At 45.2% G+C, this 15,473-nt stretch carries 16 protein-coding genes; 12 read left to right on the top strand and 4 right to left on the bottom strand.

The annotated features are described in order from the left end of the window. Positions 1-89: 89 nt before the first annotated feature. On the bottom strand, positions 90-1,271 hold the full coding sequence (megL, locus tag CS060_RS12835; RefSeq protein WP_035047779.1) for a methionine gamma-lyase: 1,182 nt from the start codon (positions 1,269-1,271) through the stop codon (positions 90-92). A gap of 183 nt (positions 1,272-1,454) precedes the next feature. Between megL and hyfB the strand changes: the two genes are divergently transcribed. From hyfB to CS060_RS12775, 12 genes are all read left to right on the top strand, one after another. Next, positions 1,455-3,473 (top strand): hydrogenase 4 subunit B, encoded by a 2,019-nt coding sequence (hyfB, locus tag CS060_RS12830; RefSeq protein ID WP_035047777.1) that lies wholly within the window; start codon positions 1,455-1,457, stop codon positions 3,471-3,473. Between the two features lie 73 nt (positions 3,474-3,546). Further along, positions 3,547-4,455 carry a respiratory chain complex I subunit 1 family protein gene (locus CS060_RS12825; RefSeq protein ID WP_218963487.1) on the top strand — a complete coding sequence of 303 codons (909 nt, stop codon included), beginning with the start codon at positions 3,547-3,549 and terminating at the stop codon, positions 4,453-4,455. Between the two features lie 12 nt (positions 4,456-4,467). Continuing rightward, a complete protein-coding gene (locus tag CS060_RS12820; protein WP_035046306.1) occupies positions 4,468-5,103 on the top strand; it encodes a hydrogenase in 636 nt (211 codons plus the stop codon). A 5-nt stretch (positions 5,104-5,108) separates the two neighbouring features. After that, positions 5,109-6,578: a hydrogenase 4 subunit F gene (locus CS060_RS12815; protein WP_082180240.1), complete on the top strand. Its 1,470-nt coding sequence runs from the start codon at positions 5,109-5,111 to the stop codon at positions 6,576-6,578. After that, a complete protein-coding gene (locus CS060_RS12810) occupies positions 6,578-8,167 on the top strand; it encodes a hydrogenase large subunit (protein ID WP_035046311.1) in 1,590 nt (529 codons plus the stop codon). The genes CS060_RS12815 and CS060_RS12810 overlap by 1 nt, the downstream gene beginning before the upstream one ends. Before the next feature lie 15 nt (positions 8,168-8,182). After that, positions 8,183-8,545, top strand: a complete 363-nt coding sequence (locus tag CS060_RS12805) for a 4Fe-4S binding protein (RefSeq protein ID WP_052025494.1) — start codon at positions 8,183-8,185, stop codon at positions 8,543-8,545. Positions 8,546-8,549: 4 nt separating this feature from the next. Next, on the top strand, positions 8,550-9,044 hold the full coding sequence (locus CS060_RS12800; RefSeq protein ID WP_035046313.1) for an NADH-quinone oxidoreductase subunit B family protein: 495 nt from the start codon (positions 8,550-8,552) through the stop codon (positions 9,042-9,044). Further along, positions 9,041-9,373: an ArsR/SmtB family transcription factor gene (locus CS060_RS12795; protein ID WP_035046315.1), complete on the top strand. Its 333-nt coding sequence runs from the start codon at positions 9,041-9,043 to the stop codon at positions 9,371-9,373. Before CS060_RS12800 ends, CS060_RS12795 begins: the two co-directional genes overlap by 4 nt. 98 nt (positions 9,374-9,471) lie before the next feature. Continuing rightward, positions 9,472-9,906 (top strand): hypothetical protein, encoded by a 435-nt coding sequence (locus CS060_RS12790; protein ID WP_035046317.1) that lies wholly within the window; start codon positions 9,472-9,474, stop codon positions 9,904-9,906. A 57-nt stretch (positions 9,907-9,963) separates the two neighbouring features. Then, positions 9,964-10,272 (top strand): hypothetical protein, encoded by a 309-nt coding sequence (locus CS060_RS12785; RefSeq protein WP_035046319.1) that lies wholly within the window; start codon positions 9,964-9,966, stop codon positions 10,270-10,272. A 301-nt stretch (positions 10,273-10,573) separates the two neighbouring features. Then, positions 10,574-11,695, top strand: a complete 1,122-nt coding sequence (gene proB / locus CS060_RS12780) for a glutamate 5-kinase (protein ID WP_035046440.1) — start codon at positions 10,574-10,576, stop codon at positions 11,693-11,695. A 21-nt stretch (positions 11,696-11,716) separates the two neighbouring features. After that, the gene (locus tag CS060_RS12775) at positions 11,717-12,958 is read left to right on the top strand and encodes a glutamate-5-semialdehyde dehydrogenase (protein ID WP_035046321.1); all 1,242 of its coding nucleotides are present in this window, start codon (positions 11,717-11,719) and stop codon (positions 12,956-12,958) included. A 27-nt stretch (positions 12,959-12,985) separates the two neighbouring features. Here CS060_RS12775 and CS060_RS12770 read toward each other — a convergent pair whose 3' ends face one another. The 3 genes from CS060_RS12770 to CS060_RS12760 are packed head-to-tail and all read right to left on the bottom strand — an operon-like array spanning position 12,986 to position 14,979. Beyond that, a complete protein-coding gene (locus CS060_RS12770; RefSeq protein WP_099669030.1) occupies positions 12,986-13,342 on the bottom strand; it encodes a hypothetical protein in 357 nt (118 codons plus the stop codon). Positions 13,343-13,355: 13 nt separating this feature from the next. Beyond that, positions 13,356-14,132, bottom strand: coding sequence for an SDR family oxidoreductase (locus CS060_RS12765; protein ID WP_035046325.1), 777 nt, complete (start codon positions 14,130-14,132; stop codon positions 13,356-13,358). A gap of 13 nt (positions 14,133-14,145) precedes the next feature. After that, the gene (locus CS060_RS12760) at positions 14,146-14,979 is read right to left on the bottom strand and encodes a 5'-3' exonuclease (RefSeq protein ID WP_035046327.1); all 834 of its coding nucleotides are present in this window, start codon (positions 14,977-14,979) and stop codon (positions 14,146-14,148) included. Between the last annotated feature and the right edge of the window lie 494 nt (positions 14,980-15,473).

The following is a 15,473-nucleotide window of genomic DNA, read 5'->3' as shown; positions in this document are numbered from 1 at the left end:
GCCTTCGCAGTTCGGGACTTTCACCCTATAGATTGCACCCATGCCGAGCACACCAAAAAGGGCAGCCATGAGAAGCTGCCCTCGATTCGTTATAGTTGGTTTAATGCTTGCGCTAAATCTTCCCAAATGTCTTCCCATGCTTCTAGTCCGACGGATAGGCGTAGGAGCGAGTCGCTAATACCCATTTTTTTTCTCACCTCTCCCGGGACGACCGCATGGGTCATTGTCGCTGGATGTTGGATTAATGTTTCGGTATCGCCTAAGCTGACAGCGATATGAATGAGGCGTAAATGGTTTAAAAGCCGCTGGGCGTCTGCTTTTGTCCCTTGGACTTCAAACGAAATAAGCCCACCGCCGCGTTTCATTTGTTTTTGATAAATCGAATAATCCCGATGGTCCACGTCGGCTGGATAATAGACGTTCGCTACACGCGGATGCCGCTTCAGTTGCTCGACGATTTTTTCCGCGTTATCGCAATGGCGTTCCATTCGTACCGCAAGCGTTTTCACTCCTCGCAACAACAACCACGCATCAAATGGCGAAAGAACGCCGCCGACGTCTTTTTGCGTCGTTTTTGCGATTTCTGCCATTTTTTCTTTTGTGCTGACCGCAATGCCAGCGATGACATCCCCATGCCCTCCGATATATTTTGTTGCGCTATGGATGACGATATCACAACCGAGTGATAACGGTTGCTGCAAATATGGCGAACAAAACGTGTTGTCTACGACAACGGGAATGCCGTATTCTTTCGCCACGTTAGCGACCATTTGCAAGTCAATCAGCTTCATTGTCGGATTAATCGGCGTTTCGACATAAATGCACACCGTTTCTGGACGAATGAGCTGACGAATTTCTTCTTCTGTTTCCATCGCGCAAAAATCATGGGAAATGTGGTATTTGTTTTTCAACAGCTGCAACAGTCCGAACGTGCATCCGTACACCCCTTGCGAACAAATAATGTGGTCGTTCGCTTTTGTCAGCGCCATTAAAACTGCGGATACCGCTGCCATCCCCGAGCTAAACGCAAGCGCTGCTTCTCCACCTTCTAAACATGCCATTTTTTCCTCCAAAGCCCTTACTGTCGGATTGGCAAGCCGCGAATAAATGTACCCTTCTTCTTGGCCAGCAAAACGCGCCTCTCCTTGTTCTGCTGTTGCAAACGTAAACGTGGACGTCTGAAAAATCGGCGCGGATAAGCTACCAAGGTGCTCTTTCGTATCGTATCCGTGATGAATGACGAGCGTGTCGAATCGTTTGTCTTTGTTCATTGAAATCCCCCTTGCTGTGAATAAACCCCCTACGTTTTTAGTATACGACATCATTTGTCATTTTGTAAGCGCTTTCTTCTCTTTGGAAACGGTTCGCAAAAAAATTTTCTTGTAAGTATTTGTGTTCATTAGTATATTTGAATTATTGAATATTCCATTATACATTTATTTAGAGGTGATAAGATGGGAGAGTTTGCAATACGCCTGTTTGTGCTGTCGCTACTTCTTTTCGTCTTTGGCGCGTTCAGCGCTCTTTGTTTTAGCCGACGCACGAAATGGGCAAACGTTCTCGCTCATTGCAGTTCTTTTTTTGGCGGATTGTTTGGGGCAACGACCGCATTGTTCGTGTTATCGACAAAACACCCAATTATCGTGACTGCATGGACCATCGTATCCGATGTTGTGTTGCGATTGAAAGTCGATATGCTTTCCGCCTATTTTCTCTTCGTTATTTCATTCGTAACGATTGCTGTGTCGGTTTATTCGCTCGGATACGTCACAGAATATTACGGCAAAAAACCGATGGGGCTGCTTGGGAGCGGGTTGAACCTGTTTGTACTATCAATGATCGCCGTCGTCACGGTCGATCATAGCGTCTCATTTTTAATAGCCTGGGAACTGATGTCGCTTCTTTCTTTTTTATTAGTCATGGTTGAACATGAGAAAGCGGAAACGCGCAAAGCAGGGTATGTGTATGTTGTCATGACCCACTTTGGCACAGTTTTTATCATTCTTTCGTTTTTAACGCTCTTTTTCTTTACAAAACATCTTGATTTTTCATCGTTTACACAAACGGCGGCTCATTTGCCAGCTTCCGTTAAAAACATCATTTTTCTCCTGTCGTTGATCGGATTTGGAACGAAAGCGGGAATGATTCCGTTACACGTATGGCTGCCGCGGGCACACCCAGCCGCACCAAGCCATATATCTGCCTTAATGTCTGCCGTGATGATTAAAACGGCGATTTACGGATTGCTTCGGGTGAACTACGACTTTTTAAAAGGCGGGGCGACATGGTGGGGGGCAGTCGTGCTTGGGATTGGCGTCCTCTCTGCCGTATTGGGCATTTTATTCGGCGTAGCGGAAAATGATATGAAACGTTTTCTTGCGTTTAGCAGCGCGGAAAATATCGGGATTATTTTCATGGGCTTAGGAGCTTCCCTTTTGTTCCGCTCGTATCACGAGCCGCTCTTAGGGGCGTTAGCGTTGACGGCACTTTTGTATCATGTATTAAACCATGCCATCTTTAAAGGATTGCTGTTTATGGGAGCAGGTTCTGTTCTGTATGCGACGCATACGAAAAACATTAACGAACTAGGCGGGCTTATTCGCCGCATGCCGTGGACCGCTGTACTCTTTCTCATCGGTGGCATGTCGCTTGCTGCTTTTCCACCGCTTAACGGATTTATGAGCGAGTGGACAACATTTCAATCGTTGCTTCATCTTTCGTTTTCGCTCGATCATCCTATTTGGAAGACCGTCGGTGGCCTTCTAGCTGCAGCGCTCGGCTTGACAGGAGCGTTTGTCGCCGGAAGTGTCGTAAAACATTTTGGCACTGCGTTTCTCGCCTTGCCGCGTACACCGCACGCTGCGAAAGCAAACGAAGTACCGCTTGCAATGCGGTTTGGGATGATCGTGCTTGCTTGCGGTACTATCGCTTTCGGTGTATGGCCAGGATTGGTTTTACGCATGACGAACAGAATTACTGAAAGCTATTTCCATCAGTCATTAACTGGTCGCGCGATGTTGTACATCCCGTTCCACCGTTCGGCCGAGTCGATTTCGCTCGGATGGACGACGATTATTTTCTTTGCGATACTTCTTTTACTAATTACGCTACTTCGCGTGTGGGTTGGAAAAAGCAACAATCGCTACGATGAAACGTGGAACTGTGGAACGCCGCTTGTCCAAACGATGGAATATACCGGGACGTCTTACTCCCATCCTGTGCTAATGATTTTCAAAAGGCTCTATGGAATCGAACGAAAAGTAGAAGTACAAGGAGAATACGCGTACTACCCGAAACGAATTCGCCATCGGTTAAAAACAGAAGCGATCATCGAAACAAAGCTATACCGCCCGCTCATTCTTGGTACGGTCTGGTTGTCACAACGGTTGCGAGCCATTCAAAGCGGAAATTTGCAAAGTTATTTAGCCTATATGATTATCACGTTGATCGTGTTACTGTTATGGATTCGATAATGGAAGGAGGGAATGAAGAAGTCGCGCGATGTTTGCGGCTATCTTCACAACATAAATGGGATGGATTTTTTCAATGGTTTTACAGGCGGTAATTATCATTTTACTTGCCCCGTTTATTCAAGGGGTGATTAAAAAAACGAAAGCACGCATGCAAAACCGCATCGGACCGAGCATTTGGCAACCGTATTATGATGTCATAAAGTTTATGAAAAAAGACGCGGTTCTTTCTCATCATTCGTCATGGCTATCGATTGTTACGCCGTATATCGTCTTCGTTTCGATTGTAACGGCTGGGATTTTTATTCCTACTTATAGCCTCCACAATGAATGGAACTTTATAGGAGATGTTATTCTTGTCGTCTATTTGTTTGGCGTTGCGCGTTTTTTTACCGCGCTTACCGCTCTTGATGCTGGCGGTTCGTTCGGCGGCATGGGGTCAAGCCGTGAGATGGCGCTGTCTGCCATCGCTGAACCGGCGTTATTGTTAGCGTTGTTTTCTGTTTGTCTATCTAGCGAAACGATGAAACTTCCTCATCTTGTCGTTTCGCTTACACATAACGGCTGGGATTGGTTTGCCCCATCGTACGTGCTTGCTTTTTTTGCCATGCTTATCGTCGTCATTGCCGAAACAGGACGCATTCCGGTGGACAATCCGGATACTCATTTAGAGTTGACGATGGTTCATGAAGGAATGTTGCTCGAATATTCCGGCCGGTATCTAGGATTAATGATGTGGGCAGCGCAAATAAAACAGCTATTGCTTTTAAGCCTTTTTATCAATTTGTTTTTCCCATGGGGGATTGAGGGTGAGCATATATTCGTATCGTTTTTGTTGTACGTAGCGAAATTACTCGCACTTGGGATGCTTCTTGCGTTCATTGAAACGATGTATGCGAAAATTCGGCTGTTTAAAGTGCCAAAGCTGCTCGGTTCATCGATGATTTTATCTTTAATGGCGATTTTGCTTCGGGTGTTTGAATAGGAGGGGTGAGCGATGGAACAGTGGATTGCGATGCTTTTATTGATTAGTGCAATTCGGTTATTACAAATTCGAAAAATAAGCGATTCGGTGTCGATTTTAGCGTTTCAGTCGTTCGTGCTTGCACTGACGGCAGGTGCGCTATGGTATCAAACGAAACTCCCTCACTTGCTCGTGGCGGCAGTATTAACGTTGGTCGTTAAAGCGATGATTATTCCAGCTGTTTTGCACTATACGATTAAAAAAATTGATGTGCACCGGCAAGTAGAGCGAGTGACCTCTAAATATTCGTCGCTCTTAATCGCCATTATTTTGTCAGTAGCGGGGTTTTACGTTACTTCCCGACTCCATCTTCCGAGCACAAAATTTGGCGCGCCATATCTTCCGGTGTCGATTACGCTCGTCTTTCTCGGCACGTTTATTATGGTTGACCATAAAAAGGCGCTCATGCAAGGAATCGGACTCATTACGATTGAAAACGGTTTGTTTTTAGTGGCACAAGCCATTAGCTATGGCATGCCGATGATGGTGGAGTTAGGCATTTTCTTTGATATGCTCGTAACAGTCGTTATCATCGGAATTTTATCCTTCCGTATTCATTCGACGTTTGAAAGTTTGAATATCGAAAAAATGAGCAATTTGAAGGGATGATTGACATGGGAGAAGTGTCGTTGCTGCTCATCATTCCTCTGATGACAGCATTGCTTTGCTGGAAAATAAACGTTCGCATTGGTAACAAACTACAAGTAGCCGCTGCGTTGTTCAACGTAGTTGTTGGTCTTTTTATCGCCAAAAACGTATTTTTTCATGCACCAATCACAGGCTGGCATCGTCTAATCTATATCGATGCTTTAAGTGCTTTTAATGTCATGCTAATTGTACTAATTGGGTTTGTCGCTTCCCTGTATTCGGTTGGATATATGCATCACGAGGTGGCAGAAAAAATCATTGACGCTTATAAAGTGCGGCATTATTATTTATGGTTTCATCTTTTTCTCGGAACGATGCTAGCGGTCAGTGTTGTCAATAACCTTGGATTTCTCTGGGTTGGTATCGAATTGACGACGTTAGTGTCGGCTTTATTAGTCGCTTTTTATCGAAAAGGGACGTCGCTAGAAGCGGCATGGAAATATTTAATCATGGGAAGCGTCGGTATCGCCTTTGCATTATTAGGAATTATTTTTCTTTATTTATCCGGAGTGGATTTATTTGGAGAAAGTGCGGATTCATTAAATTGGACCGTCTTAAATCAAGCAGCTAAACAACTAAATCCGCAATGGACGCTTATTGCTTTTATCTTCGTGTTAGTCGGATTCGGTACAAAAGCCGGATTAGCTCCGATGCATTTTTGGCTACCGGATGCCCATAGCCAAGCTCCTTCGCCAGTCAGTGCGGTATTATCAGGGGTGTTGTTGAATACGGCGCTTTATGGCATTTTTCGCATATATACGATTGTCAATACGACGCTAGACGGAAAAGCAGCACCATATCTCATCTTTTTTGGGTTGCTTTCGATTGCGATTACTGTTCCGTTTATGCTCGTCCAACACGACTTAAAACGTATGCTTGCCTACTCTAGCGTGGAACATATGGGCATTATTACGCTTGGTGTTGGCATTGGTGGAGCGCTCGGTCTTTATGGGGCTGTTCTCCATATGTTTCATCATTCTATGGCAAAATCGTTATTGTTTTTTGCGGCTGGAAATATCAATCAAAAATATCATTCGAAACGAATGGATCGTATTTCCGGTGTGGTAAAAGCGATGCCGATTACAGGAAGCATTTTTTTAATTGCGGCGTTTGCGATTACTGGAACACCGCCGTTTAACATTTTTATCAGTGAATTTACGATTATGCGTGCTGGCTTTCAGAGTGGGCATTTAGCAGCGACCGTTCTCTTCCTTTTATTCGTTGTCCTTATTTTTTCTGGGATGATGTATTATGTCGTACGAATGGCGTTCGGAGAAGCACCGGCGAAAGTAGAAAAGAAAGAAATGAGTCGTTGGTCGACAGTGGCGCTCTTTCTTCCATTAATAGCCGTTATCGTTTTCGGGTTATACGTTCCACCGTTCTTTCAAGAAATCATTCAACAAGTGGCGGTTGTGTTGCAAGGGGGCAAATCATAATGGAAAAAACGATAAAGCAGTGGCTTTCACGAATGAAACAACAGCTTGGAAATAAAGTGCGGTCGATGGAACAAAACAGCGCACAAGAAACGGTTATGCTCGTAGAAAAAACAGAACTTCCAGACGTCTGTTATTTTCTTTGGCACGAGAAAAAAGGGCGGTTGTTTACGATGGTCGGAAATGATGAGCGGGACATTCACGGCTTTTTCGCCTTATATTATGTATTTTCTTTCGATTCTTTCCGTCATTTCATCACCGTGAAAACGTTAATCGACCCGCTCGATCCAACGTTTCCGTCCGTTGCGGTACAGTTGCCCGCTGCGAATTGGTATGAACGGGAAGTTAAAGATTTGCTAGGGCTCAGGCCACAAGGGCATCCCGACCCACGCCCGCTCATTTTGCACGGAGATTGGCCGGAAGATCTTCATCCTTTACGAAAAGATTTTCCACTCGATCGCCATGCTCCACGCGTTCAGAGTCGAGAAGCGTTTATGCCGTACGACAGCGAAGACGTGACGGAAATACCTGTCGGACCGATTCATGCCGGTATTATTGAACCAGGCCATTTCCGTTTCGGGGCAGTTGGCGATACGATTTTACATTTAGATGCCCGCTTATTTTTTACCCATCGCGGCTTAGAAAAAGCAAGCGAAGGAATGCCGCTAGAAAAAGCGTTGTTTCTTGCAGAGCGAACATGCGGTGTTTGTGCGTTGTCTCACAGCACAGCATTTGCTCAAGCGGTAGAACGTCTAGGGGAAGTGACAATTCCACCCCGTGCCGCCTATTTACGTACGCTATTTTTAGAATTGGAACGGTTGTATAACCATATCGGCGATGTCGGAAACGTATGCGCTGGGTTTGGGTTTGCGGTCGGAGTTAGCCAAGGGGCGCGCTTAAAAGAAACGCTGCAACAATTAAATGAACGTGTTGCTGGCCATCGTTATTTACGCGGTGTCGTTCGCCTTGGTGGGGTAAGAATCGATATAACCGAACGAGAGAAAGAAGAGATTGCGCAAACATTAGCGTATGTCAAAAAAGAGTTTCAAGAACTCGTTGACCTGCTATTTTCTCATGATATTGCCATGAACCGAATGGCGACGACCGGCGTGCTTTCTTTAGAACATGCGAATCAGTTGGAAGTCGTTGGGGTAGCCGCTAGAGCGTCGGGACGCTCGGTCGACATTCGCCGCGACCAGCCGTATGCCGCCTATGACCAAGTTTCATTTCACGTCCCGGTTTACGAAGTTGGCGATGTTCTTTCTAGGGTGCGCATTCGTGTTGACGAAGTGTTAGAATCAATTGCGATTATTGAACAGCTACTGCACTCCCTTCCTAGCGGCGATACGTTCACTCCCCTCCCACCGCTACCGCCGTATCGTTCGGCAATGGGATGGTGCGAGTCGCCTCGCGGAGAAACGGTGCATTGGCTCATGGTTGGTCCGGATCAAACGATTTACCGATATCGAATTCGCTCGGCTACCTACAGCAACTGGCCTGCGGTTCCGCTTGCGGTCAAAGGAAATATCGTTCCTGATTTTCCGCTCATTAATAAAAGTTTTGAGCTTTGCTATGCTTGTTGCGACCGATAAAAGGGGGGAATAGCGATGTTTGATATTATTAAGAAAATATGGAAAACAAAGACGGTAACAAAAACCGAATTATTGACAGAAGCACCGGAACGTTTTCGCGGCAAGCCGATTTTTGGCTCGAATGAATGCACTGGCTGCCAAGCATGCACAACCGCATGCCCTGCGAAAGCGATCACATTCCAGCAAAACGACGATGCCATTACCGTTTCTTTATCTTATACTACTTGTATTTTTTGCGGCATTTGTGCAGAAGTATGCGAAACGAACGCCATTCACATCACAAACGAGTATCGACTAGCGACAAAAAATAAAAACGAACTAACAGTGAACAAACAAGCAACATTTGCGAAACTTTTAACAGCGGGAAAGGAAGTATGATACAATGAAAAGCGAAAAAGAGCAAACAGCTGATTTGCGATGGACGCTGCAAAAAAGAATGAAAGAAGTGCTCGGACGTTCGCTGCATATTCGCCATGTCGATTCTGGTTCTTGTAATGGTTGCGATTTTGAAATGAATACATTAACTAATCCAATTTATGATATTCAACGGTTTGGCGTCGATTTTGTCGCCTCTCCTCGCCATGCGGATATGTTAATGGTAACTGGCGGAGTGACAAGACATTTAGAAGAGGCGCTAATAAAAACGTATAACGCTGCTTCCGAGCCAAAAATGGTTGTCGCTATTGGAGCTTGTGCGTGCGGCGGCGGAATTTTCGGGCGCACCTATGCTAATTACGGTGGTGTTGATCAAATCGTTCCTGTCTATGTTTACGTCCCTGGTTGTCCTCCTCGACCAGAAGCGATTATCGAAGGAATTTTATTGGCGCTCAAGCGATACGAACAGTTATCAAGAAATAAAGGAGAGAAGATGCATTGAATTTAGAACTGCAGCAATTTAAAGCGGATTTTTTTAAAGCGCTCGCCCACCCGTTACGAATTCGCATTTTAGAATTATTGTGTGAAGGAGATAAAAACGTTAACGAACTGCAAACGTTAATCGGTAGCGAAGGATCGGCTGTTTCGCAACAGCTAGCGGTGTTGCGAAGCAAAAACATTGTGTACGGAACAAAAGACGGAAACCGCGTCGTCTACTCGTTACGCGACCCGATGATTAAAGAACTGTTAGCCATCGCCCGACAAATTTTTAACAACCATTTGATTGATACCATTTCCATGCTAGACAAGTTTAATGACGAAGCCGAATAAGGAGAGCCCCTCATTGATTTGCAAGATGAGGGGCCTTTTTTCCTCTTTTCTCTCTCATTTTCTTTATTTTATAATAGGGAAAGGGAGGTGAAGTAGAAATGGAGAAAGAAACGATCGTAAAAGAAATTGTCAAAGCGCTCGAGCTATTCTCGGACAAAATTCATCACGAAATGAAGGAAATGAGCAATCAACTCCGTACGGAAATGCAGGCAATGGGCAATCAGCTTCGGGTAGAAATGCAAGAGATGGGACAGCAGCTTCGCTCGGAAATGCAAGAGATGGGACAACAGCTTCGGACGGAAATGCAAGAGATGGGACAGCAGCTTCGGACAGAGATCCGCGGTGTAGAAAGCAAGTTAGAAGCAAAAGTCGACGCTCTTAAACAAGAAATGAACGAACAATTTGAGCAGCTAAACGAAAAAGTCGATCGGTTACGGGATGAACTGACCGACACGCAAGAAACGGTGGATTTGCTTTCTTCTAAAACGCTCCAGCATGAACGAAAACTTCGCAGCCTTTATCGCCAATCATAGTCCCTCACGTTCGCAACAGATCGTTTACCACTATTTGACCTAAGGAAGGAGAAAAAAATGGAAGAAAACGTATTGTTACAAGAAATTGTGAAAGCGTTAGAGTTATTTTCGGAAAAAATTCACCATGAAATGCACGAAATGGGCGAGCGACTCCGGGCGGAAATGCATGAAATGGGCGATCAGCTCCGCGCAGAAATGCAAGAATTTCGTGCAGAAGTGAATGAACGGTTTGATCGACTTGACACGAAAATCGCTAGCTTGCGCGTCGAGCTAACCGAAACGCAAGAAACGGTGGATTTTCTCTCCGCAAAAACGATGCAACACGAACGGAAACTGCGCGGAATCGATGGGAAAATTCGGGCTTGACAAAATGAATATTTCCGTAGATAATTCTGAAAAAATCGTTTATATCGAAAACGGCACGGGACGAGTAGACCGATGGAACGTGCAAGAGAGTGGAACCCGTAGGCTGGAAGGTTCCTCACGGAAAGTCGGTTGAACCTACCCTATACGGCCGCTTATGCAAACATAAGCCGTCTCCCCTACGTTACAGGGCAAGAGGTGGGCGCTTAGCGCCAAAAAAGGTGGTACCGCGGAATCAACGCTTTTCCGTCCTTTTCGACAAGGGCGAAAAAGCGTTTTTTATTTTTTGGAAAGGAGTGGGATGGTGAAAAAGAAGCGAATCGTCGTCAAAATTGGCAGTAGCTCTTTAACAGAAGCAAACGGCACGCTCTCGGAGCAAAAGCTTCGTGAACATGTCGAAGCACTTGCTTATGTCAAACAGCTCGGGCACGATGTCATTCTCATTTCATCAGGGGCAGTAGCGGCCGGTTTCGGTTTGCTTGGATATCGTTCGCGACCGAAAACGATCGCCGGAAAACAAGCAGCTGCCGCAGTTGGGCAAGGGGTGCTGATGCAAAACTACATTTCCGCCTTTCATTCGTTTGGCATCGTGACTGGTCAATTGTTGTTAACGCGCGCAGATTTTTACGATCGCGACCGATTTCGCAACTTATTTGCGACAATTTCTACATTGTTAGAACGTGGCGTGCTTCCGATCATTAACGAAAACGACTCGATTGCAGTCGAAGAGTTAACGTTTGGTGATAACGATTTATTATCCGCGCTTGTGAGCGGTTTTTTACATGCCGATGCGCTCATCATTTTAACGGACATTAACGGGCTATATGACCAACACCCGAGCCACCCAGACGCAAAAAAATATCATTTTCTCTCCGAAATTACTGACGAACTGATGGAACAAGCAGGCGGAAGTGGTTCGGCAGTCGGAACAGGGGGCATGAAATCAAAGCTACTTGCAGCGCAAAAGGCTCTTTCCTTCGGCGTCAGCGTCTTTATCGGTACAGGAACAGGAAAAGAAAAATTGAAACATATTTTAGAAGGAAAAGGCGATGGGACGTATATCGGCTCCCCTTTTCAAGAACATATGCAAATGCGAAAACAATGGATTGCGTACCATTCCGAAGTCGCAGGTACGATTGAAATTGATGAAGGAGCAGAAAGTGCGCTATTGCATAAAGGAAAAAGTTTATTACCTGCTGGTGTAACAAACATATTCGGCTCGTTTCAAGCGCTTGATGTCGTAAATGTCGTGAACCAAAAAGGAGAAATCATCGCGAGAGGTCAAGTATATTACGCTGCTGACGATTTAGTAAAAGTAAAAGGTTTTTCAAGCGAGGAAGCGAAACAATATTCCTTCCACCATCGCCCAGAAGTCATTCATCGCGACAACTTAGTATGTTTAAAAAAACGGACGCCCGTCCGCTAAAAACGAAAGGAGCGAAAACGGATGAGTGAATTACTAACAAAAGCAAAAAAGTTGAAACAAGCCGCGAACCGATTAGCTATCTTATCGACAGAAGAAAAAAACGAAGCGCTTTCGATGATTGCGGAAGTGTTGATTGCGCAAATGTCGTACATTTTAGAAGAAAATGAAAAAGATATGGCGAACGGGAAAGAAAGCGGTCTCTCCCCTTCGTTGCTTGACCGGCTGCAACTCACTGAAGAACGCATCCATCAAATCGCCGATGGCGTTCGCCAAGTTATTCACCTGCCAGATCCAATCGGCGAAACGATCGAACAATGGACGCGGCCAAATGGGCTACTCTTAAAACAAATTCGCGTACCGCTTGGTGTTGTCGGCATGATATATGAAGCTCGGCCAAATGTGACCGTCGATGCGGCTAGTCTTTGTTTAAAAACAGGAAATGCTGTCTTGTTACGCGGCAGTTCTTCCGCCATTCACTCGAACAAAGCGCTCGTTTCCGTCATGCAAGAGGCGTTAAGACAGTCACCGGTTCCAACCGATGCGATTCAACTGCTAGAAGATACGAGCCGTGAAACGGCACAACAAATGTTTCGTTTAAAAGAATATTTGGACGTTCTTATCCCGCGCGGTGGCGCTGGTCTTATTCAATCGGTCGTCGAAAACGCAACGATTCCAGTATTAGAAACAGGCGTCGGCAATTGCCATCTTTTTATTGATGACTCTGCCAAAAAAGAGATGGCGATTGATATTGTCATGAACGCTAAACTGCAACGCCCTTCCGTCTGCAATGCGGTCGAAACGGTGGTCATTCACAACAAATGGCCACATATAAGGGCATTGCTTGAAACGTTGCATGAAAAAGGCGTCGAATTGCGTGCTGACAAACAGCTGGCGGCTACTTATCCGTTCGTTCGTGAAGCGACAGAAGCCGACTGGGCGACTGAATTTTTAGCCCCGATTTTAGCGGTAAAACTCGTCGAAACGGTGGACGAAGCGATTGAACATATTGAGCGCTACGGCACAAAACATTCCGAAGCGATTATTTCCGAATGCAATGAACACGTGGAACAATTTTTCGCTCGCGTCGATGCCGCTGTTTTGTACCATAACGCCTCTACCCGCTTTACCGACGGCGAACAGTTTGGATACGGTGCCGAAATCGGCATTAGCACGCAAAAACTGCACGCTCGTGGTCCAATGGGTTTGCGCGCCATCACGACAACAAAAACGCTCGTGTATGGAAATGGGCAAGTGCGAAAATAGAAACCAGCCTCCACGTGGGGCTGGTTTTTATTTCCGCACAACATACAATACTCCTTTTATGACAATTTGTCCACCTAAATAAACCATCCAAATAAAAATGACGGCTCCGTTCCTCCCTACTACGGTAAACCACCCAGGATCATCTGGAATAAAAACGACGGCGAAAACTAGAGAGAGCACTAAATTGATTCCATTTAACAAACTAACGAGCAATATATTTATCTTTGCTGCGATGACGCCCCCTAGCAAAATAGCGAGCAAAAATCCAATCAGTAAAAATGGTGCTTCTTTCCTTTCCATATAGCGTCCGTACTCGTAAAAATGAAAAATAAATGGCACTGGAATAAGGAAAAAAGTGAATAATAATGCTTTTTTGTTATGCATTTGTGTGACCCCCCTATCTCCGCAAAAATCCGCCTTCGGAATGAATGACTTGCCCGGTAATCCATTCAGCTTCGTCGCTTGCTAAAAAGCGAACGAGGCGCGCGGCGTCTTTTGGGGTACCAATTCTGCCAAACGGAAATTTCGGAAGAAGGTATTGCTTTAATTCTTCGTCCATCCATCCTGTATCGGTAGGTCCTGGATTAATTGCGTTTACGGTGATCTTTTTCTCGGCTGCTTCGACGGCGAACGTTTTCACAAACGCATCGATTGCCCCTTTTGTCGCTGCATATGCACTTTCTCCCGGCATCGGTCCAAGCGACTGTCCTGATGTCATCACGATAATTCGTCCGCCTTGTGGTTTTTCAAACATGTTGGCAAATGCCACACTTAACATGATCGGCGCCCTTACATTGACAAAATAATGTCGGTCTAGCATGTCGCTTGTTAACGCTGAATAAGGAAGCGAAACAGAATAGCAAGCGTTATTCACTAAAATGTCAGGCACGCTGAACACTTCACGCACTTGTTCTAGTAGCGCTTTAGGCGCTTCGCATTGCGCCAAATCTAATTCTACGCAATGACACGCTATACCGAGCGCTTCTAGCTTTCGTTGAATGTGAAGCGGTTCGTCTTGTTCTATCCCCCACGGCATCTTTTGGTCGTATTCGCTCCAGTACGTGAAAAAAATATCTGCCCCTGCTTCGGCTAACGCTTCACAAATCGCCGCACCGATTCCATTTTGCCGGCTTACTCCTGTTACTACCGCCTTTTTTCCTCTTAATATTTTCAATCATCCTCACCCCTTACCGAATCACTTCTAACACTTCCGCAAACCGCTTCTGCTCTCCATCCCATTTTGCCTCTCCCAATCGCAACGAAATTGGAATATCGCAATGGATGGCTGCCAGTTTTCGCGATAAATGAAGCAAGTCGAGATGTTCGGTTATTTTTTGTTGCTGTGCATTTGTTAAGTTCGCTAAATTTTCCAAGATTCCTTCAATCGAGCCGTATTGTTGAATGAGTTTAAACGCTTGTTTTTCCCCGATGCCGCGCACGCCTGGATAATTGTCGCTCGGATCACCCATAAGCGCTTTCACATCGATGAGCTGTTGTGGCTGAATCCCTTTTTCTTCAATAAAGCGTTCGAGCGTATACGCCTCGTAGTTGCCGATGCCTTTTGCCAGCAAATAAACAGTGACACGTTCCGAAAGAAGCTGAAATAAATCCCGGTCTCCTGTCATAATAGAAATTTGCATATGTTCGCGATATTGCTTGACGAGCGAGCCGATGCAATCGTCCGCTTCGGCACCGAGCACACCGATATTCGGAATACCAAGCATCGCAACCACTTCTTTCGCTAAATCAAACTGCGGAACTAATTCATGTGGTGGCTCACCTCGATTCGCTTTATAGTCTGGAAACCATTCCGTGCGAAACGTCGTACTTCCCATATCCCAACAACAAACGACATGCGTCGGTTGAAGCGCATTTGTCGCCGCTTCAATATGTTTCACTACCCCATATACCGCATTCGTCGGCACCCCACGGCTATTGATCATCCAACGTGGTGCTGTCGCATAAAACGACCGAAACAATAACGCCATCCCGTCGATTAATAACAAATGCTTTCGTTCCATCGTCTGCTATCCTTTCTATGTATCGATGCAACAAGTATAACAAAAAACCACCCCATATGGGATGGCGGAAACGTTCAAACATATTTTGTCCAACGTATCATTTATTGCAAACGTCTTTTTAAAAAACCAACCAACACAATTAAGCAATATAATCTCCCTAGCCTCAATGTCTCTACTTTCTTTACTTTGACTTATAGTCTGAGGATTGGCAAGAATGACTTTCACAGTTACTCCTTCCGTAAAGTCGTCAACATTTAATTTGTTGCCATTTTCATCACTGAATTTTGTTTGATCTGTGATTCGGACTGTACAAGGATAGCTTATATCCTCTACGTTATTTTTCCTTTTCTTTACTTCATGGGAACAGTCCACGACAAAATGATTTTCTCCAATACTATAAAGCGTCCCTTCAAAAGACTTTGTTCCTGTGCAACCAGTCAAGAGTAAACTATATACATCCAAATTAAAATTTTAACCTCTGGTTCACGCAGCAC

Source organism: Anoxybacillus flavithermus, assembly GCF_002742685.1.
GTDB lineage: Bacteria > Bacillota > Bacilli > Bacillales > Anoxybacillaceae > Anoxybacillus > Anoxybacillus flavithermus_E.
The sequence above is the reverse complement of the archived record's forward strand: the minus strand, read 5'-3'. Positions and strand labels throughout refer to the sequence as shown.

What these genes read in the sequence shown, in the direction of transcription:
- megL (WP_035047779.1), bottom strand. Translation starts at nt 1,271, where the DNA reads ATGAACAAAGACAAACGATTCGACACGCTCGTCATTCATCACGGATAC.
- hyfB (WP_035047777.1), top strand. Translation starts at nt 1,455, where the DNA reads ATGGGAGAGTTTGCAATACGCCTGTTTGTGCTGTCGCTACTTCTTTTC.
- CS060_RS12825 (WP_218963487.1), top strand. Translation starts at nt 3,547, where the DNA reads ATGGTTTTACAGGCGGTAATTATCATTTTACTTGCCCCGTTTATTCAA.
- CS060_RS12820 (WP_035046306.1), top strand. Translation starts at nt 4,468, where the DNA reads ATGGAACAGTGGATTGCGATGCTTTTATTGATTAGTGCAATTCGGTTA.
- CS060_RS12815 (WP_082180240.1), top strand. Translation starts at nt 5,109, where the DNA reads ATGGGAGAAGTGTCGTTGCTGCTCATCATTCCTCTGATGACAGCATTG.
- CS060_RS12810 (WP_035046311.1), top strand. Translation starts at nt 6,578, where the DNA reads ATGGAAAAAACGATAAAGCAGTGGCTTTCACGAATGAAACAACAGCTT.
- CS060_RS12805 (WP_052025494.1), top strand. Translation starts at nt 8,183, where the DNA reads ATGTTTGATATTATTAAGAAAATATGGAAAACAAAGACGGTAACAAAA.
- CS060_RS12800 (WP_035046313.1), top strand. Translation starts at nt 8,550, where the DNA reads ATGAAAAGCGAAAAAGAGCAAACAGCTGATTTGCGATGGACGCTGCAA.
- CS060_RS12790 (WP_035046317.1), top strand. Translation starts at nt 9,472, where the DNA reads ATGGAGAAAGAAACGATCGTAAAAGAAATTGTCAAAGCGCTCGAGCTA.
- CS060_RS12785 (WP_035046319.1), top strand. Translation starts at nt 9,964, where the DNA reads ATGGAAGAAAACGTATTGTTACAAGAAATTGTGAAAGCGTTAGAGTTA.
- CS060_RS12775 (WP_035046321.1), top strand. Translation starts at nt 11,717, where the DNA reads ATGAGTGAATTACTAACAAAAGCAAAAAAGTTGAAACAAGCCGCGAAC.
- CS060_RS12770 (WP_099669030.1), bottom strand. Translation starts at nt 13,342, where the DNA reads ATGCATAACAAAAAAGCATTATTATTCACTTTTTTCCTTATTCCAGTG.
- CS060_RS12760 (WP_035046327.1), bottom strand. Translation starts at nt 14,979, where the DNA reads ATGGAACGAAAGCATTTGTTATTAATCGACGGGATGGCGTTATTGTTT.